Below are 16,803 nucleotides of genomic sequence, written 5' to 3'. Positions count from 1 at the left end.
TGCGGTGAAAGTCGCACGCACGGTGCGAAGCGGGGGAAAATCCGCTCTGACTGCTGTCCTCTTATGAGGGCAGTAAAAGCGGCGGATTACCTATCGCTATCGCAAAGGCGGGATAGACGTCCGGGTTCTTTTTCACCACTGTAATATGGTCGGAGAGGCTGTCATATTTGCTCAACAGATTTTCGATGACCTGGTTCTCCTCGCCGGACTGCACCACCCAATAGATGGTCACATCCTGATCCAAGGCATTGACCACCACCTTGGTGTTGCTGGTGATGGAGTAGAGCTTGGCGGCGCTGATGTCATACCTGGTGGCGGCAGGAGGCAGAGCGGAGGCGAAGATGTTGACCACCACCAGAATGGCCAGCACCACCGCGGAGATCGCCAGAGCATAGGAGCCGCCGCGAAAAGCGTTTCGGTTTTTCATCAGTTGTACCTCCGTTTCTCCAGCGATTGGACAGACAGGAACAGGAAAAACACGGCCACGCTGGCATAGTAGACAACGGAGGTCAGATCAAAAACACCGTTGACAAAGCCGGTAAAGCGGTCAAACAGGGACAGCTTGGTCATCACGGCAGGCAGCAGGCCCTCGAATTTCGTATTGTCCATAAAGGCAGCGATGGCAATGGCCGCGATCAAGACGAAGCAGACAGCGTAAGCCAGATTTTCGTTTTTGGTCAAATATTTGATCACCGCGCCCAAGGCCAGAACGAGTACGCACAGCGCGGCAACAGAACCGAAAACCGTAGAGGAAACGTACTCCGATAGGCTCACGCTGTAATAGTTCAGCAGGATCACCGCAATCCCGATCCCGGCGGCGAAGCCCTGGTTGTCCGTCAAGGAGGAAATGAACACCCCCAACGCGATCAGCGCCGCACCCATGAGAAAGAACGCCAGAATGGAGCCGTACGAGGTCAGCAGATACACGTCCCCGAATCGGGAGAAGATCAGGGGATAGACCGCAATCACGCACAGCGGAATCAGGTAAACCGTCAGCAGCGCCAGATATTTGCCCACAATCACCTGGGTGGTGGTAATGGGAAGGGCGTATAAAAGCTGGTCGGTCCTCTGCTTGCGCTCCTCCGCAATGACCCGCATGGTCAGGATGGGAACGATGACAGCAAGGACAATGCTGAAATAGCTGAGGGCAAATTCAAAGTTGCTCACCGCCGCCTGGAGATTGTAGCGCAGCGCGCCCAGGCCAACCGCCAGGAGCAGCCCTGCGCCGAATACATAGGCCGTCAGGGAGTGAAAATAGTTCTTCAGTTCATGCTTCAATACGGCGGTCATTCCTCCGGCACCTCACTTTCCACTGGTTCTCCTTCCACCACAGGCAGTTCTGGGGCGGCGGCATCGTTGTCCGCCAGCTCCAGGAAGATGTCCTCCAGGTTGGCCTTCTTCACAGCCAGCTCCAGCAGGGTATTCCCGCTGGCGGCAAAGGCTGAAAATGCAGCGCGGGAGAGCTGGTAGACATCGCTGAGGCCGGTTTTGATGCGTGCGGTCACAAGGCCGGAATCTTGTTCCTCCAATGACAGTTCTGTGACATTGCTGATGCCCTGCAAAAGTGTCTGCACCTCGCTGGCGGAAGCATCTGTAGTCAAAATCACTTCATTGGGGGTGAGCAGGTGCTGTTCCAGATTCTCCGGCGTGTCAAAGGCCACCAGCTTTCCTTTGGCGATCATGATGATCTGGTCACAGATGGTCTGCACTTCGGAGAGAATGTGGGAGCTAAAAATAACAGTGTGGGTCTGCCCCAGTTCTTTGATCAGGTCCCGTATCTCAATGATCTGGATGGGGTCCAGGCCCACGGTAGGTTCATCCAGGATGATGACCCTGGGATTGCCCAGCAGGGCCTGGGCGATCCCCACCCGCTGCTTATAGCCCTTGGACAAGGCGGAGATGCGGCGGCGGGCCACGCCCTCGATCCCGGTCTGGCGGATGACCTCGTCGATCTGCCGCTCCAGTTCCGCCCCGCGCAGGCCCTTGGCCTCGCCCACAAACCGCAGGTACTCCTCCGGCGACTCGTTCATGTAAAGCGGAGGCTGTTCCGGGAGATAGCCGATCAGCCGCTTGGCCTGCTCCGGCTCTTCAAAAATGTCGTGGCCGTCAATACGGACGGCCCCCTCCGTGGCGGACAGGCAGCCGGTCATGATGTTCATGGTGGTAGATTTCCCCGCTCCGTTGGGACCAAGGAAGCCATAGATCTGTCCGCTGTCCACAGTGAAGCTCAGGTCGGAAACCGCTGTGTGGCCGCCATATCGCTTGGTCAAATGCTCGATTTCAATCAAGGTTGACCCCTCCTTTTTATCTTGATGGGGCCATTATAAAACAGCTACTTAAAACCAAGTTTAAAAGAAAATTCTTTTTTTCAATACAGTTTTTTTAAGTTCTTTTTGAGTTGCGGTTTTATACTTCTATAAAGACCTATGCCAAAAGGAGAATTTGCGATGGAGACTCGAAAAAAATATGTACGCGCCTTTGGCCTGCTCCTGATTCTATTGGCACTGGGCAGTTTCATCGGTACAAAAGAAAGCAAGGCCGCATTACCAGCGGAACCAGAAAACACGCTCACGATCATGGCCGAGCTTTCATGGCCGGAGGGTTCTCCTCTCCGCAGCGACATGGTGCAGCTGTCCTTCGGCGATATCGGCTCAAATTACCAGCTGGGGGCTGCCGAAGTATTTCAGATTTCTGGCCTGCCTCGCTCCGGTGAAGTGCTGATGTCGGTGCTGGACCGGCAGAAACGGCCCCTGGGGACAATGACGCTTTCCCTGTCGGAAGGCGCGGTCATCGACGCTGTGACGGGAGAGGATGGGATTGGCCACATCATGCTGCGGAAAGATACTGAGGTGCTGCCCCTGTCATTCTCTCTGACAGACAGCGGTTCCATTCAATGCGGTCTCTGGCTGACAAAACCTGGATTTATGGGCCAACCGTGGTAAAAACAGCAGAAGGTGGGGAATAACAGATGCGAATTCTGGTAGCGGACGATGAGCCGGAGATGGTCATGGCGCTGGAAGCGCTTTTGAAACGCGAGCATTATTCCATAGACGCGGTTTACAATGGTCAGGACGCGCTGGATTACGGGCTGGAGGGAAATTACGCCTGTATTGTTCTGGACATTATGATGCCAAAGCTGGACGGAATCCAGGTCCTGCAAGCCCTTCGAGCCAAACAGATCGCCACTCCGGTGCTTCTCCTGACCGCGAAGAGCCAAGTGGAGGACCGGGTGGCCGGTTTGGAAAACGGAGCGGACGATTACCTGCCAAAGCCCTTTGACAGCCGGGAGTTTGTGGCGCGGGTCCGCGCCTTGACCCGCCGGGGCGGGACATACACTCCCAGCGTCATTTCTGTTGGAAATGTTACATTAGACCGTTCCTCCTTTGAACTGAGATGCGGAGACGCCTGCATCCGGTTGGGCAATAAGGAGTTTCAGATGCTGGAGCTGCTGATGCGGCAGAAGGGGCGGCCCATTTCAACGGAGCAGTTTATGGAATCCATCTGGGGCTATGACAGCGAGGCTGAGATCAACGTGGTCTGGGCCTACATCTCCTATCTGAGACGGAAGCTGGAAGCGGCGGGCGCTGATGTCCGCATTTCCGCCCGCCGGGGCCAGGGCTATGTGCTGGAGGGATTTTCATGATTCGGTCTCTGCGCTGGAAATTTATCTGGATCGCCATGCTGTCGCTGCTGGGAACCATGACGGTTCTCTGCGTCTCCATCGGCGTGGGAAACCATTGGATCACAACCTGGCGGGCAGACCGGGCTATTTCGCTGCTGCATCAGAACGGCGGAACCTTTCTTCCCCCCGGCGCGGCCTTCGACCCCTCTGACTTCGAGTTTCAGGTTACACCGGAAACCGCCTTTGAGACCCGGTATTTCATTGTGGAGCTGACGGAACAGCGGGAAGTAAAAGCCGTAGATCTTGAGCATATCGCGGCGTTTGACCGCCACTCTGTTACGGAGACCGTCAGCAAGGTCATACAAGCGGGTGGCAACCGGGGATATGTAGATTACTACCGCTTCGGCCTGTTTCCAAGCGCGGACGGCGGCAGCACTATGATCGTTATGGACTGTTTTCTGATGCTCCAGGCGGCAGACAATATGCTGCGCATCACTGTGATTATATTTTTAGTGTGCGCGCTGATTGTGTTCCTCCTGCTGCTGTACTGTTCCGGCCGCGCCATTCGTCCCTTTGCGGAAAACCTGGAACGGCAGCGGCAGTTTGTAACCGATGCCTCCCATGAGCTGAAAACGCCCCTTTCCATTTTGTCGGCGGATCTGGATTTGCTGTCGGATTCCTGCGGGGAAAGCCAGTGGCTGGAGAGCGCCCGCACACAGATTACACGGCTGGACAGGTTAATTAAAAATCTGGTGGAACTTGCCCGCACAGAGGAGACCATCGAAGGGGATACAATAGAAGAATTTTCCGTTACAGAAATTGCACAGGCCAGTGTGGATGCCTTCCAGCCGGCAGCAGAAGCTGTTGGCAAAACATTGGTTGCAGAACTTGCAGCTGACATAAACGCCAAAGGGGTGCGGGATAACTTCTTCTGCCTGTTTTCCATTTTGCTTGACAATGCTGTCAAATACTGTGACCCGGAGGGGACGATCTGCCTGTCGCTATCCCAACACGGGAGAACTATTTGTATCTCTGTATCCAATCCATGTAAAGGGATTGACACCTCCCAGCTCTCTCGCTACTTTGATCGCTTCTACCGGGTGGATTCCTCTCGTTCCAGGTCAACTGGTGGGTATGGCATTGGGCTGTCTACTGCAAACGCAATTGTGATCCGGCATCACGGGCATATGACAAACAGCTATGCAGATGGAGTAATTACTTTCACAGCAAAGATTCCAAAGTAGGACCCGCTGCCATCATCCATTTTACATTTTATCTATGTAGATAAAGCCATACCGATTTCTCATTTCGCCAATGGTAAAGGACACAGAATCCATGCAGCCCCATATATAATAGTCTGTTGACAGACTTTTGTTCAGATAGATGATAACACATTACATCCGTCCCTAAATTTCGGGCGGCGGTCCGTGCGGCCGTCAGCTCCCGGTCCTCTGTTTGTATCATCTTTTAGCGGTTGACTTTGACACTGCGTCAGGGAGTAGAATCCCTTATGAGACCGGTCTCCTCCATCCAACTGTAAACAATTTTTGAACCCGCAGAAAACCGCTTGACAATTCCTGCCGCCCTGCTATAATAGTCAACACGTTAATCGTTAACAGGTTAACGATTTTTCCTGAAAGGAGGTTTTCCTCGTGAAAGACACATTTCACGAGATGGAACTGCTGTCCCGCCAGCTCAACCACACCCACCGCGCGGCAGTACAGTGGGAGCTGAACGCCGCTGGTCTCAGCGAGGTCAATCACCCCATGCTGCTCACCATTTTGGAGAGCGGGCGGGAGGACAAGGACCAGGCATGCCCTGCCCAGCGGGAGCTGGCGGATCTGCTGCACATCTCCCCTGCTGCGGTGGCCAATTCCTTGAAATCGCTGGAGAAAAGCGGCTACATCCGCCGGGAGCCCGGCCAGCGGGACGCCCGGCGCAACCGGGTAAGCCTCACCGACAAGGGCGTACAGGCGGTATCCGGCTGCCGGGAGGCGTTCCAGCGGGTGGCCGCCCGCATGTTGTCCGGCTTTTCTGAGGAGGAATATCAGCAGCTGGCTCAGTTTCAGCGGCGGATGCTCTGCAATCTTCTTGATTCTCAACCAAAGGAGTGATAATTACCTTGCTTTCCCTGTTTTTGACCCATTTGGAGGGGTACAAAAAAGACGCCATCAAATCCCCTATCCTGATCATTTTGGAGGTCATCTGTGAGCTCCTCCTCCCCCTGGTCATGGCGGAAATCGTGGACGTGGCCATCCCCTCGGGGGATACGGGATATATTTTCCAGCTTGGCGCGTTGATGCTGGTGCTGGCAGGCTTTTCCATGGCCTGCGGCGTGCTGGCCGCCAAATACGCCGCCTTCGCCAGCCAAGGCTTCGGCGGCAACCTGCGCCAATGCCTGTTTGACAAGGTGCAGGAGTTCTCCTTCGCCGATATTGACCGCTTCTCCTCCGCTTCCCTGATCACCCGCATGACCAACGACGTCAACGCCATGACCATGATGCTGGCCATGGGCCTGCGGATGCTGGTCCGGGCCCCGGTGATGCTCATCGCCGCACTGGGCGTCAGCCTGTACCTGAATGCCCGGCTGGCCATCATCCTGCTGGTCATCATCCCGGTCATGGCGGCCGCCATTGCGCTTTTGATGAAGGTCTGTACCAGGCTCTTCGACCTGATGCAGCAAAAAATCGACGGACTGAACAACGTGCTCCAGGAGAATCTGGTGGCCATCCGTGTGGTAAAGGCCTTTGTCCGGGAGGACCACGAGCGGAAGAAGTTCAACCGCTCCAGCGACGAGCTGATGACCGCCGCTTTGAAGGTGGGCGTACGGGTCATCGCCATAATGCCCATTATGATGCTGTGCCTTAACGGCGCCACCCTGGCCGTCCTCTATTTCGGCGGAAGGATGGTCATGGATGCCGCCTTCGACCTGGGCGACCTTCAGGCCTTTCTGACCTATATCATGCAGGTGCTGATGAGTGTCATGATGGTTGCCATGTCTCTGCTTCAGCTGTCCCGGGCCCAGGCCTGTGCCCGGCGCATTGATGAGGTGCTGGACGCCGTCCCCTCGGTCCAGGATAAACCGGAGTCCGCCTCCCTCCCCGCCCCCCAGGGCCGGGTGGAGTTTCAGGACGTCTCCTTCAAGTACGCCGCCGCCGGCTCCGGGGATGATGTGCTGTCCCATATCAGCTTTACCGTAGAGCCCGGCCGGTTTGTGGCCATTGTGGGGGGCACCGGTACCGGCAAGTCCTCCCTGGTCAACCTGATCCCCCGGTTTTACGACGTCACCGGCGGCTCTGTGCTGGTGGACGGCGTGGATGTCCGGAACTACCCCCTGGAGGAGCTTCGTTCCCGCATCGGCATGGTGCTCCAGACCAATATTCTGTTCACCGGCACCATCCGGGAAAACCTGCTGTGGGGCCGCCCCGGCGCCACCGAGGAGGAGATGATCCAGGCGGCAAAAGACGCCCAGGCCTACGATTTCATCATGAACCTGCCTGAGGGCTTCGACACCCGGCTCACCCAGGGCGGCACCAACGTCTCCGGCGGGCAGAAGCAGCGGCTGTGTATTGCCCGGGCCATGCTCCGCAAGCCGGCCATCCTTATCCTGGACGACTCCACCTCCGCCGTGGACTCGGCCACTGAGGCGGCCATACGGGAATCCTTCCATAAAAATCAGGCGGATACGACGGTCATCATTATTGCCCAGCGCATCTCCTCCGTGCAATACGCCGATGAGATCCTCATTCTGGACGACGACCACATCGCCGGCCGGGGCACCCATGACGAGCTGCTGGCCAACAACAGGATTTACCAGGAAATTTATCAATCTCAGCAAGAGGGGGTGGGCGGATAATGCCAGGACCCAATCAAGCCTTTAAGGCCGGGGCGGTAAAGCCCAAAAATCTGAAGAAGACCATCTTGCGCCTGGTGGGCTACCTCACCCGGAGCAGGCTGCCGCTGCTGTTTGTGCTGCTGTGTCTGCTGACCTCTGTGGCCACCAATCTGGGCGGGTCATATATGGTGCGGCCCATCGCCAACCTGCTGATCGACCCGAACCGGACACTGCAAGAGAAACTTTCCGGACTGGCGGTTCTGATCGCCCTGCTGGCCGGCATCTACCTGCTGGGCTGTCTGGCCACCTATGGCCAGTCCGCCACCATGGTCCGGCTGGCAGAACGGGGCGTCAACCGGCTGCGCAGGGACCTGTTTGACAGCCTGCAAAGTCTCCCCCTCTCCTACTTTGACCAACACCCCCACGGCGAGCTGATGAGCCGCTTTACCAACGATGCCGACAACGTTGAGCTGGCCCTCCAGCAGAGCGTGGTCTCCCTGCTGTCCAGCTGCCTGATGTTTGTGGGACTGGTGGGACTGATGCTGTTCATCAACTGGAAGCTGTTCTTTGTCACCGCCGTGGTTTTGGTCCTCACCATGACCCTGTTTCGGAAGCTGGGCGGCCGCAGCCGCCAGTTCTACCAAAAGCAGCAAAAGGCGCTGGGCGCTGTCAACGGCGAGATCCAGGAGGTCATCGAGGGCCTGAAGGTGGTCAAAGCCTTCACCCACGAGGAGGAAGCCAAGGCCAAGTTCCGGGAGCTGAACAACGCCTACCGGGACTCCGCGCAGAAGGCCAACTTCTACTCCACTATGATCATGCCCATGGCGGGCAACCTGATGAACATCAGCTACGCCCTCACCGCCGCCTTTGGCGGGCTGCTCTCCGTCCTCCAGGGCTTCGACCTGGGCGGGCTGGCGACGTACCTCAATTATTCTCGTCAGGTGGGCCAGCCCCTGAACCAGATCTCCCAGCAGATGACCACCCTCCTGTCCGCCATGGCGGGGGCGGAGCGCATCTTTGAGGTGATGGACACCGCCGCCGAGCTGGACGAGGGTTCCGTCACCCTGATCCCTGCTGAAAAGGACGCCAACGGCACCCTCTCCCCCTTCACCGGCCAGGGCCGTCCCCGCACCTGGGCCTGGAAGACCCCCCGGAGCAACGGCATGGAGCTGGTCCCCGTCTTTGTGGGCGAGGACGAAACGCTCACCGAGATCATTGATCCGGAAGCGGTCCCCGACCCGGCGATGCTGGCCAACCACGGCTGGGCCTGGAAGTACCCCGGTCCCGACGGGGTCGTGGGCCTCCATTTGATCCGCGGAACCGTGCGCAATGTCCCCGGCGAGGACTTTTACCTCACCGAGCTGCGGGGTGCGGTACGGTTCAGCCATGTGGACTTCTCCTACGTTCCCGGCAAACGGATCTTGAAGGACGTGTCGGTCTACGCCGATCCGGGCCAGAAGATTGCCTTTGTGGGTTCCACCGGCGCGGGCAAGACCACCATCACCAACCTGATCAACCGCTTCTACGAGATCGAGGGCGGCATGATCACCTACGACGGCATCCGGGTAAAGGCCATCCGCAAGGACGACCTGCGGCGCTCCCTGGGGGCGGTGCTTCAAGACACCCATCTGTTCACCGGCACCATTATGGACAACATCCGCTATGGCCGGCTGGACGCCACCGACGAGGAGTGTATCGCCGCCGCCAAAAGCGCCAACGCCCACTCCTTCATCCGCCGCCTGCCCGAGGGCTATCAGACCATGGTCACCGGCGATGGAGCCAATCTGTCCCAGGGCCAGCGGCAGCTGCTGGCTATTGCCCGGGCCGCCGTGGCTGACCCGCCAGTGATGATCCTGGACGAGGCCACCTCCTCCATCGACACCCGCACCGAGGCTCTGATCCAGCAGGGCATGGATACCCTGATGGAGGGCCGGACGGTGTTCGTCATCGCCCACCGGCTGTCCACCGTGCGCAATTCCAACTGCATCGTGGTCATCGAGCATGGCGAGATCGAGGAAAAGGGCAGCCACGAGGAGCTTCTGAAGGATAAAGGCCGGTACTACCGGCTGTACACCGGACAGTTCCAGCTGTCCTGAGCATAAGAAGGCCCCGCCGACCGGCGGGGCCCTCTGCGTTTATTTTTTCCATAGTTCTCGGATACATTTCATCACAATAAAGATGAGCGCTGTTAAAAAGAAGATGCCGCATGGGGCCAGTACAAGCCAAATGATAACGGAAGCGCAGATATTATAAAATGCCTGTTCCACAATGCTCCCCATTATGCATCTCCCCTTTTCGGCACCGCCCGGCGGTACATCCACCCGATCACGTTGCCCGCCAGAGCGGGGACGGCTACCATAAAGCAGTGGAACATCGCCGTATCGTTGAACAGCAGATAGACCATAGGCAGGTAGCACACAAAGCAGGCCACCGGGTACAGCGGGCACACCCCCTGCCGTTTGCCCAGGGACAGTCCGGAGGAGAACCCCGCCACTGGCAGCATCAGGTAGGGCAGGAGCAGACCGGACAGGACGGGCACATCTGGCGCGTCCAGCCAGCGCAGAGCCAGAGGCAGACCGTCGCACAGCAGTAGGACAAAGGGCAGGTAGGGCAGCGTCTCCTGCCACTTCAAGGGGGACGGTCCTGGAGTCAGCCCCAGCAGGGTACGCAGCTGCATCACCTCCACGTACCAGCCGATCCACCGGCCCAGCCAGACCACGGCGTACAGCAGAAACAGGATGGCCTCCCAGGCCAGCAGCTGTACGCCCCTCGCTCCCAGCTGGACCGCCAGCAGGAGAAACAGGGCCGCCGTCACCCCAAGGTGGGCCGCAGAGCGGAGCATCAGCGCCCTGCCGTCGTCAGCGAAGGGCAGCGTAGCCGCCCCAGCCGCCGCTCCCAGGGCCGAACACAGCAGGCAGACCACCGGCGACGGCCCCCTCGTTCCCACAGCATACGATACCAGCACCACGCTGAACACCAGTCCCAGCGCCGCCCCACCCAGGACCCGCCAGGCCCATTTAAGCTTTTTCACGGCCGTTCCTCCTTCCCCCATTCAGGGTATCCTTGATTTTTTTCACATACCGCCGGGACACGTAAGCCTTTACCGTGCCATCCAGTGTCATGCAGATGGTACCGGTCAGGGACAGATCCACCGCAGTGACCCGGTCCAGGTTGATGATCTCCCCGTTGGAGATACGGACAAACTGGGTTGGGTCCAGCCGCTCCTCCAGCTCATAGAGTCGGAGGTGGACTGTGTAGGTCTCCCCCGCCGTCTGGGCGGACACCCCCTTGCCGTCGGTGTAAAACCGGAGAAATTCCCTCTGGGGCAGAAGCAGCTTCTCATCTCCCCGGCTCACCGGGACCGGTCCCACCGTCAGCTTGGACAGACTCTCCGCCAAGCGGCGCAGCTCCTCGCTTTCCTCCCCGGCCAGAATCACGATTTTGGGCTCCTGACGGCCTGGTTCGGTCTTGATCTCTACCTCCATGGGTCTCCCCCTCTCTCGTCTTCAGTATAGCCCCTCTCCCCCGCCCTGTCTACCGTTTTGGGACAGTCGGTCATTTTTCCGGGATAGCCGGGCAAAATGTCAAGACTAAATTACAAAAAATTATAAAAAGTTTTTAATAGCCCTAAAAACGGGGGTCCCGCTCCAGGTGGGATCCCCGTTTTCCTCGCCTCCACGGCGCTGGCGGTGCAAAAATGGCGCAAAGAATTGGCCGGCTCCCCTGGGCGGTTCCGGCATGGTCGTTTTCCCGTGTTCAGCTGGTCAGGCCGCCACGGTCATGTATTCGTCATAAAGCATTTGCGGCGTTTTCCACCCCAGGATCCGGCGCGGATAGTTTGCCAGCCACTCCTCCACCTCCGCCACCTCCGCCGCGCTCACATTGTCGAAGTTGGTCCCCTTTGGAAAAAACCGCCTTATGATCCGGTTCATGTTTTCGTTGCTGCCCCGCTCATAGGCAGAATATGGGTGGCAATAAAAAATCTTTGTGCGCGGTTTCCTGGCCCGCTTGGATCGCTCCATCCCCTCGCAGTCCTGGAACTCGCACCCATTATCCACGGTGATGGAGCGGAAAACCTCCCGGAACTTTGCCCCCATGCGGCGCTCCATGCGGTCCAGCGCCCGGACCACGCTTTCCATGGTATGATCAGGCACCCGGACGATCACGGGGTAACGGGTCAGCCGCTCGGTCAGCACCACCAGGGCCGCCTTGCTACCCTTGCACCCCATAACGCTGTCCATTTCCCAGTTTCCGAAAGTTTCCCGGCTGTTGATCTCCTCCGGGCGCTGTTCGATGGTGTCCCCCTTGACCGGTCTGGCCCGGTTATTGTCGCCCGCTTTCCGCCCCTCGTTCCGCCGCTCCCCCTTATACAGCAGATCCGCCTCGGTCAAGTTCAGGAAAATGTCCCCCCGATAAATCCAGTTGTAAAGGGTGGTTTCACAGATTTCTGTATCAAACTTTTTCCCGTCGATCTGGATCTGTGCCAGGGCCGCGCCGGGGGATCGCCTTTTATTTATGATCTGGTCCTCGATGTACTCCACAAAAGCAAAGTCTTTCCCCAGCTTAATGTCCGGCCCTTTTGCCTTCAAATTCTCCTGGTATTTCCGCTCCGCCACGTCCACGCAGTATCTTTCCACAAATTCGTATTCGCTGGTCTGCTGAACGCACATTCCCCGCGCAATCTCATTATAGATCGTTTTCTTGCATACCCCTAATTCCTGCGCAATCGCCGCTGGTTTCGCCCCGGTCCGCAGGGCGCCCTCTATTTTCAGCCGTTGCTCCCACCTGATATGTTTATATCCCTTGTAATTCATAGCGGCCTCCTTTTGGCATGACAAAACCGGCGCGGTGCAATACCACGCCGGTTTCACTCTCTCCCCAGCAGCCACAACACGGAAACCTCCAAAATATCCGCTATGGTGGTCACTTCATAATCTGCCACATACCTGCTGCCGCTCTCGATCCCGCTTATGCTGTCCCGCTCCATCGGGATCCCGATCAGTTGTAATTGTCTGCATAAATCAGACTGTGAAAAGCGTTTCGCCAGGCGGGCCAGTCTTATGCGATCACCGCAAATATTCCTTTTCCCGTGAAATGTGTATGCCCTCATAGTCGCCTCCAGCCGCCGAAATAATCAAAATTTTTCTTAATATTACCACGGTTCCGTTTTCCGGCCCGTTGGAATATCCAGCAATCAAAAATTTTGTTGTTTCGGCTCTGGAGGCTGGGCCGAAAGTGTCCCGGCCCCTTTTCTTTACTCCTCGGACAGTTTGCCCATGTCCGCCTCGATCAGCGCAATAATATAGGCGTTCAGGCTTTTGCCGCTTTCCATGGCATGGGCCTTGATTTTTTCCAGCCCTCCCTTTGGAACATAGAACACGCCCCTATCCAGTTTTGCCATATACCGCTTGTTTCCCTCTAAATGTGCCTTTGTGGCCATGCTTATCACCTCGCCATTACTATACCACAATTTTATTCATGTGTATATGTAAAAAGTAAACAAATTCATGTGTATATGTTTGTAGGCTTTGCCTATTGAAATTCATGTGTATATGTACTATGATTCTTATTGTAAGGCAGAGGTAAAACCTCTTACGAAAGGAAGTGAGGAAATGGACGAAATGACAACGGCTGAACTTAACCAGTACCTTGAAAATATCGCCCAGCTTGTTGAGGAGCGGACGAAAGACAAGGACAGGGAAACCGCCGAGATTGCCATTCAGGCAATCAGAAACAGCAAAATCAAGGCATAAAAAGTGAGCGGCCCGCCCTGACAAGACAGCCGCTCACAAGCCCAAAAGGCAGGCCGGTAGCCTTACACCGGCCCGCCTCCATAATAACAAAGCAAAGATAAAAAAACAAGGGGGCAAATAAAAATGGCACAATTTGAAGTTGGCAAGGAATACAAAACCCGCAGCATTGGTGATTATGATTGCATTTTTACCATTCAGGTCACCGGGCGCACAGCGAAAACCGTTTCTTATAACTACCTGGGCCGGTCCCGCCGCTCCATGGTCCACGTTGACCAGGATGGCGAATGGATCCAGCCGGACCGGTACAGCATGGCCCCCACGTTCCGGGCCAGCCGCACAGCATGACGCAAAAGGCCCCCGGCAATTGCCGGGGGCCTCGCTGTTGCCCCCGCTGCCGCCATGTGGTAGAATTTTGGCGGGAAAGGGGGGGGATAAAATTGGATCGGGAACGTTTGATTTATGACTTGTCTCTTGCATACTCCCAGGAATGTCTCCGCCGTTTTGACGATCAGCAGCTACACAGTATCGCAGAACACGGCGAAAAAGTTTATGGCGCTTTTGAAACGGCCTGGGAATATTTTCAGGAGATAGTCCCGGCTGACGTGTTCGACAGATAGGCGGATCTCCTGACAATCCCCAGGACCTCCTCGAAGTCTGCCCACGTCAACCGCAGTTCGGCGGATATTTCCAATATCCGCCGGGCTGCGGTCTTTTTCTGTTCACATTCTTCCCGCATTTCTTTGGCAAAATTATTTTCTTTCATCTTTTCCGCCCCTTTCCTCTTGGAAGAACTTAATCCTATCTGCCGCCGGGTCGTACTCCATTACGGCCCGGCACTTTTTTTCTGGCAGCAGAAAACTTACCAGCCAGGGCAGCAGGGCCTCAAATTCCGTATAAGATGGATCCCCGGTCCTTTCGATCCGGTCTTTCCGCTCCGCCTCTATCCTGCGGTAAAACTCCCGCATAGTGGTTTCATATACTGCCCGTTTAACGCTGATATTTGTAATGGGTCTTATTCTTTCTTCCTTGCTACCCTCCATATCTATTTCCCCCGGCTCTCCAGGCGGGTGATCTGCTCCAGCATTTGCCGGAATTTATCCCACCCAAACATGGCCGCAAAGGCCACGAAAAAGCCCAGGCCGATGGCGGCGGCCACCATGTACCAGACAATGGGGACGGCCAGGATCCGGCACACGGCGAAGAACGCCAGCAGGGTCACGGCCATGGCCACGATAAAGGCCAGCAGGTTGGTGGGCACCTTGTCCCAGGTCAGTTTCTTGACCACCTCCACAATGATATTGGTGATCACCATAAGGATCAGCACCGCCAGCAGGATGGCCGAAAGAACGGCGGGAATGTACTGCAGAATGGTTTCCATGGTTATGTCCTCCCTAAATTTTTATTTCACAGCCCCGCCCAGGGCGCACAGCAGCGCGTCCAGGTGGGGGAATGTGTTGTAATTGGCCAGCCAATAGTCCGGCGTGTCAATCACGCCGGCGGCCACCAGGGCGCCCACGGCGTTGGCCACGGTGCTGGAGCGCGGCCCGGCCTTGGTGATCTTCCCCGTCGCCTTGACCAGCAGGCGGTCCAAATACTTGACCTTGCCGGACGCGGCGGCCTGCTGCCAGTAGTCCGTGGAGTTGATCACGCCCAGCCGGGCCAGCTTGGCCACAGCTGCCGCCGCCTCGGTCAAATAGATCACCTGCCCCACCCGGATCAGGTTCTTGTTTTTGATCCCGTTGATAGCCGCCAGGGCGTCCACAGTGGTGCCATAGCGGGCCGCGATCTTGCCCAGGGTATCACCCGCCACAACGGTGTGGGCGGTGCCTTTGGCCGCGCTGGAGGCCCCCGTGGTGCCCGGTGTGGTTCCGGTGGTGGTTCCGCCCATTTTCTTGGCGATTGCCGCAAAGTCAGGGCAGATAAACCCGCGAATATACCGGCCATTGATGGCCATGGTCCGCTTGCCCACCTTGCCGCCGCTCATGTTTCCCTCTGTGACCACAAAGGACCCGGCGGAAACTTTGGTCACGATCCCGATATGGTCCCCGGCCCCGGTGCAATCGCCCACACCGTTGTCCTGCCAGTCATACACGCAGGCGTCCCCGATCTTGGGCGTGTGGGCGTCGTTCTCCACCCAAATTCCCAGCTTTTGGGCCACAACGGTGTATTTCTCCACGCCGCACTCGGTCCCGGTGTACTTTGCGATCCCGGCCCGGATATAGGCCGCGCTCACCGTGGTGGCACAATAGGCGTCTTTCACCTGGACCTTGTACCCCCGCGCCAGGGGACGGTAATTGTTGTATACCTCCAAAATGTCCAGGTGCTTGGCGCTGCCCTTGGTGGCCCCCACCCATGCGTTGATGGTGTCCGCCACTTTCTGGCGCAGTTGGTTCTCTGTCATTTGTATGCTGCCTCCCTTACAGGCCCACGTCCGGGGGTTCCTCCCGCTCGGTGGGCGGGTCCATGGGCGCGGCCTGGTGGCCGCTCCCGTTTGTTTTGGCGGCCTCCGCCGCCTTTTCCTTGCTGGTCTTGATCCAGCCCATGACACCGTTTTCAATCCCGCAGACGCCGAACACGCAGGCGGTCAGGGTGGCCGGTTCGCTCCCTGTATGCCAGAACACGGCCAGCGCAGCCACCATCACGGTGCCGGTCATGCCGCCACCGTCAGCAGGTAGATCAGGCCGGCGGCCAGCGCGGTGGCCAGCGCCCCCACCAGGCCATAAAGGAACTTGTCCACCATGCCGTCCCACCGCTTTCCTGGTTTCTTTTCGATGGCGTCCACCTTTGTCCCCAGGGCGGTCACGTCGTTTTTGATCTCCGTCATGGTTTCGGTCTGGTGCCGCTGCTCCGTCGCCATGACCTCCACGGCGGTGGCCAGCCGGTTCAGGGTGTCCACCTTTTCGTCCATTTCATCCAGGCGGTGGGTGTTGGATTTGCTCCGGGCGTCCACCTCCGCCAGCTTTACCGCCATTTCCTGCTCATTCATGCCTCACACCTCCAATTTGTCAACGGGGCCGCCGGTGGCCTCCGCGTATTTCTGCCGCAGGGTGGCGATCTCCCCCGCACGGGTCAGGGCGTCATACTGGGCCAGCTGTGTGGCCTGGTCCTGAATGATCACATTCTGCTGGTCAATGATGGCGCACAGGGCCGCGATCATTTCTACCTGGTTCACCGCCGCCGCGCCCCCTTTGCGCCCACGCCGATCAGCCCGGCAATATGCCGCAGGTCCTCCACGGGGGCCTCGAAAAAGTCATGGGACCACACCCAAAAATCCGCATGATCCGCCCGCCTGTACCGGCAGGCCATGGGATCCGCCCACAGCTTTGCCCACCGCGCCCCGTGGCCCTTGTCCCGCTTGGACACGGCGGCGATAATGGCGGCGGTCAGCTTGCCGCGCTCCAGCCCGTTGCCGTCGCTGTCTCTGGCGAAATATTTATGGGCGCTTTCGCTGGTGGCGGCACACAGGCGCAGGCCGTCCCGCTCCAGGAAACCGTCCACGGCCTCCACGGTGGCGCCATAGGGGATATTTACCGGGCCGCAGATGGCATTAAACCGCGCCCGCCGGGCCGCTATGTATTGCACCCGCTCCACGG

The 16,803-nt window shown here is 57.6% G+C and carries 23 protein-coding genes; 9 read left to right on the top strand and 14 right to left on the bottom strand.

What is annotated here, in order from left to right; genetic code table 11:
* Nucleotides 1–61 precede the first annotated feature (61 nt).
* From VV088_RS05105 to VV088_RS05095, 3 genes are read right to left on the bottom strand one after another with little or no spacing between them, the layout of a single operon-like run.
* Nucleotides 62–427: a DUF7088 domain-containing protein gene (locus VV088_RS05105; protein WP_334599690.1), complete on the bottom strand. Its 366-nt coding sequence runs from the start codon at nt 425–427 to the stop codon at nt 62–64.
* Entirely contained in the window at nt 427–1,290 is an 864-nt protein-coding gene (locus VV088_RS05100; protein ID WP_334599689.1) for an ABC transporter permease, read from the bottom strand. Before VV088_RS05100 ends, VV088_RS05105 begins: the two co-directional genes overlap by 1 nt.
* Complete coding sequence (locus VV088_RS05095; protein WP_334599688.1) at nt 1,287–2,288, bottom strand: ABC transporter ATP-binding protein; 1,002 nt, start codon at nt 2,286–2,288, stop codon at nt 1,287–1,289. The genes VV088_RS05100 and VV088_RS05095 overlap by 4 nt, the downstream gene beginning before the upstream one ends.
* Nucleotides 2,289–2,447: 159 nt before the next feature.
* On the opposite strand from VV088_RS05095, the gene VV088_RS05090 reads away from it, so the two are divergent.
* From VV088_RS05090 to VV088_RS05065, 6 genes are all read left to right on the top strand, one after another.
* Complete coding sequence (locus tag VV088_RS05090) at nt 2,448–2,942, top strand: hypothetical protein (RefSeq protein WP_334599687.1); 495 nt, start codon at nt 2,448–2,450, stop codon at nt 2,940–2,942.
* A gap of 26 nt (nt 2,943–2,968) precedes the next feature.
* Nucleotides 2,969–3,643, top strand: coding sequence for a response regulator transcription factor (locus VV088_RS05085; protein ID WP_334599685.1), 675 nt, complete (start codon nt 2,969–2,971; stop codon nt 3,641–3,643).
* A complete protein-coding gene (locus VV088_RS05080) occupies nt 3,640–4,866 on the top strand; it encodes a sensor histidine kinase (RefSeq protein WP_334599684.1) in 1,227 nt (408 codons plus the stop codon). Before VV088_RS05085 ends, VV088_RS05080 begins: the two co-directional genes overlap by 4 nt.
* Before the next feature lie 408 nt (nt 4,867–5,274).
* Nucleotides 5,275–5,736: a MarR family winged helix-turn-helix transcriptional regulator gene (locus VV088_RS05075; protein ID WP_334599683.1), complete on the top strand. Its 462-nt coding sequence runs from the start codon at nt 5,275–5,277 to the stop codon at nt 5,734–5,736.
* Nucleotides 5,737–5,744: 8 nt separating this feature from the next.
* Nucleotides 5,745–7,478 carry an ABC transporter ATP-binding protein gene (locus VV088_RS05070; protein WP_334599682.1) on the top strand — a complete coding sequence of 578 codons (1,734 nt, stop codon included), beginning with the start codon at nt 5,745–5,747 and terminating at the stop codon, nt 7,476–7,478.
* A complete protein-coding gene (locus VV088_RS05065; protein ID WP_334599680.1) occupies nt 7,478–9,553 on the top strand; it encodes an ABC transporter ATP-binding protein in 2,076 nt (691 codons plus the stop codon). Before VV088_RS05070 ends, VV088_RS05065 begins: the two co-directional genes overlap by 1 nt.
* A gap of 182 nt (nt 9,554–9,735) precedes the next feature.
* Here the strand turns inward: VV088_RS05065 and VV088_RS05060 are convergent, their stop codons facing one another.
* The 4 genes from VV088_RS05060 to VV088_RS05045 all read right to left on the bottom strand — a co-directional run bounded on the left by VV088_RS05060 (nt 9,736) and on the right by VV088_RS05045 (nt 12,858).
* On the bottom strand, nt 9,736–10,488 hold the full coding sequence (locus VV088_RS05060; protein ID WP_334599678.1) for a DUF3021 family protein: 753 nt from the start codon (nt 10,486–10,488) through the stop codon (nt 9,736–9,738).
* Nucleotides 10,475–10,942: a LytTR family DNA-binding domain-containing protein gene (locus tag VV088_RS05055; protein ID WP_334599677.1), complete on the bottom strand. Its 468-nt coding sequence runs from the start codon at nt 10,940–10,942 to the stop codon at nt 10,475–10,477. The genes VV088_RS05060 and VV088_RS05055 overlap by 14 nt, the downstream gene beginning before the upstream one ends.
* A gap of 279 nt (nt 10,943–11,221) precedes the next feature.
* A complete protein-coding gene (locus VV088_RS05050; RefSeq protein WP_334599676.1) occupies nt 11,222–12,271 on the bottom strand; it encodes an IS30 family transposase in 1,050 nt (349 codons plus the stop codon).
* 440 nt (nt 12,272–12,711) lie between these two features.
* A complete protein-coding gene (locus VV088_RS05045) occupies nt 12,712–12,858 on the bottom strand; it encodes an Arc family DNA-binding protein (RefSeq protein ID WP_297301644.1) in 147 nt (48 codons plus the stop codon).
* A 211-nt stretch (nt 12,859–13,069) separates the two neighbouring features.
* Here VV088_RS05045 and VV088_RS05040 point away from each other — a divergent pair, with 211 nt between their 5' ends.
* The 3 genes from VV088_RS05040 to VV088_RS05030 all read left to right on the top strand — a co-directional run bounded on the left by VV088_RS05040 (nt 13,070) and on the right by VV088_RS05030 (nt 13,827).
* Nucleotides 13,070–13,210 carry a hypothetical protein gene (locus VV088_RS05040; protein ID WP_297301642.1) on the top strand — a complete coding sequence of 47 codons (141 nt, stop codon included), beginning with the start codon at nt 13,070–13,072 and terminating at the stop codon, nt 13,208–13,210.
* A gap of 123 nt (nt 13,211–13,333) precedes the next feature.
* A complete protein-coding gene (locus VV088_RS05035) occupies nt 13,334–13,555 on the top strand; it encodes a hypothetical protein (RefSeq protein ID WP_202620926.1) in 222 nt (73 codons plus the stop codon).
* 92 nt (nt 13,556–13,647) lie between these two features.
* Complete coding sequence (locus VV088_RS05030; protein ID WP_161844537.1) at nt 13,648–13,827, top strand: hypothetical protein; 180 nt, start codon at nt 13,648–13,650, stop codon at nt 13,825–13,827.
* Nucleotides 13,828–13,959: 132 nt separating this feature from the next.
* Here the strand turns inward: VV088_RS05030 and VV088_RS05025 are convergent, their stop codons facing one another.
* Genes VV088_RS05025 through VV088_RS04995 form a run of 7 tightly spaced genes read right to left on the bottom strand, consistent with a single transcriptional unit; the run spans nt 13,960 to nt 16,801 of the window.
* A complete protein-coding gene (locus VV088_RS05025) occupies nt 13,960–14,250 on the bottom strand; it encodes a hypothetical protein (protein WP_334599675.1) in 291 nt (96 codons plus the stop codon).
* Nucleotides 14,251–14,252: 2 nt separating this feature from the next.
* Entirely contained in the window at nt 14,253–14,588 is a 336-nt protein-coding gene (locus VV088_RS05020; protein WP_334599674.1) for a hypothetical protein, read from the bottom strand.
* 21 nt (nt 14,589–14,609) lie between these two features.
* A complete protein-coding gene (locus VV088_RS05015; protein ID WP_334599673.1) occupies nt 14,610–15,611 on the bottom strand; it encodes a LysM peptidoglycan-binding domain-containing protein in 1,002 nt (333 codons plus the stop codon).
* Nucleotides 15,612–15,627: 16 nt separating this feature from the next.
* On the bottom strand, nt 15,628–15,864 hold the full coding sequence (locus VV088_RS05010; protein ID WP_334599671.1) for a hypothetical protein: 237 nt from the start codon (nt 15,862–15,864) through the stop codon (nt 15,628–15,630).
* Nucleotides 15,861–16,196 (bottom strand): hypothetical protein, encoded by a 336-nt coding sequence (locus VV088_RS05005; protein ID WP_334599670.1) that lies wholly within the window; start codon nt 16,194–16,196, stop codon nt 15,861–15,863. The genes VV088_RS05010 and VV088_RS05005 overlap by 4 nt, the downstream gene beginning before the upstream one ends.
* 3 nt (nt 16,197–16,199) lie before the next feature.
* On the bottom strand, nt 16,200–16,382 hold the full coding sequence (locus tag VV088_RS05000; protein ID WP_334599669.1) for a hypothetical protein: 183 nt from the start codon (nt 16,380–16,382) through the stop codon (nt 16,200–16,202).
* Nucleotides 16,379–16,801: an isoaspartyl peptidase gene (locus VV088_RS04995; protein ID WP_334599668.1), complete on the bottom strand. Its 423-nt coding sequence runs from the start codon at nt 16,799–16,801 to the stop codon at nt 16,379–16,381. Before VV088_RS04995 ends, VV088_RS05000 begins: the two co-directional genes overlap by 4 nt.
* Between the last annotated feature and the right edge of the window lie 2 nt (nt 16,802–16,803).

The organism is Lawsonibacter sp. JLR.KK007 (assembly GCF_036941135.1).
GTDB lineage: Bacteria > Bacillota > Clostridia > Oscillospirales > Oscillospiraceae > Lawsonibacter.
Note: the sequence above shows the minus strand (reverse complement) of the source record. Positions and strands in the feature narration are given on the sequence as shown.

Bases quoted from the DNA above. Each gene is read 5' to 3' on its own strand.
- VV088_RS05085 (WP_334599685.1), top strand. From the start codon at position 2,969: ATGCGAATTCTGGTAGCGGACGATGAGCCGGAGATGGTCATGGCGCTG.
- VV088_RS05045 (WP_297301644.1), bottom strand. From the start codon at position 12,858: ATGGCAAAACTGGATAGGGGCGTGTTCTATGTTCCAAAGGGAGGGCTG.
- VV088_RS05055 (WP_334599677.1), bottom strand. From the start codon at position 10,942: ATGGAGGTAGAGATCAAGACCGAACCAGGCCGTCAGGAGCCCAAAATC.
- VV088_RS05100 (WP_334599689.1), bottom strand. From the start codon at position 1,290: ATGACCGCCGTATTGAAGCATGAACTGAAGAACTATTTTCACTCCCTG.
- VV088_RS05050 (WP_334599676.1), bottom strand. From the start codon at position 12,271: ATGAATTACAAGGGATATAAACATATCAGGTGGGAGCAACGGCTGAAA.
- VV088_RS05025 (WP_334599675.1), bottom strand. From the start codon at position 14,250: ATGGAGGGTAGCAAGGAAGAAAGAATAAGACCCATTACAAATATCAGC.
- VV088_RS05105 (WP_334599690.1), bottom strand. From the start codon at position 427: ATGAAAAACCGAAACGCTTTTCGCGGCGGCTCCTATGCTCTGGCGATC.
- VV088_RS05005 (WP_334599670.1), bottom strand. From the start codon at position 16,196: ATGAATGAGCAGGAAATGGCGGTAAAGCTGGCGGAGGTGGACGCCCGG.
- VV088_RS05015 (WP_334599673.1), bottom strand. From the start codon at position 15,611: ATGACAGAGAACCAACTGCGCCAGAAAGTGGCGGACACCATCAACGCA.
- VV088_RS05010 (WP_334599671.1), bottom strand. From the start codon at position 15,864: ATGACCGGCACCGTGATGGTGGCTGCGCTGGCCGTGTTCTGGCATACA.
- VV088_RS05080 (WP_334599684.1), top strand. From the start codon at position 3,640: ATGATTCGGTCTCTGCGCTGGAAATTTATCTGGATCGCCATGCTGTCG.
- VV088_RS05090 (WP_334599687.1), top strand. From the start codon at position 2,448: ATGGAGACTCGAAAAAAATATGTACGCGCCTTTGGCCTGCTCCTGATT.
- VV088_RS05035 (WP_202620926.1), top strand. From the start codon at position 13,334: ATGGCACAATTTGAAGTTGGCAAGGAATACAAAACCCGCAGCATTGGT.
- VV088_RS05020 (WP_334599674.1), bottom strand. From the start codon at position 14,588: ATGGAAACCATTCTGCAGTACATTCCCGCCGTTCTTTCGGCCATCCTG.
- VV088_RS05065 (WP_334599680.1), top strand. From the start codon at position 7,478: ATGCCAGGACCCAATCAAGCCTTTAAGGCCGGGGCGGTAAAGCCCAAA.
- VV088_RS05040 (WP_297301642.1), top strand. From the start codon at position 13,070: ATGGACGAAATGACAACGGCTGAACTTAACCAGTACCTTGAAAATATC.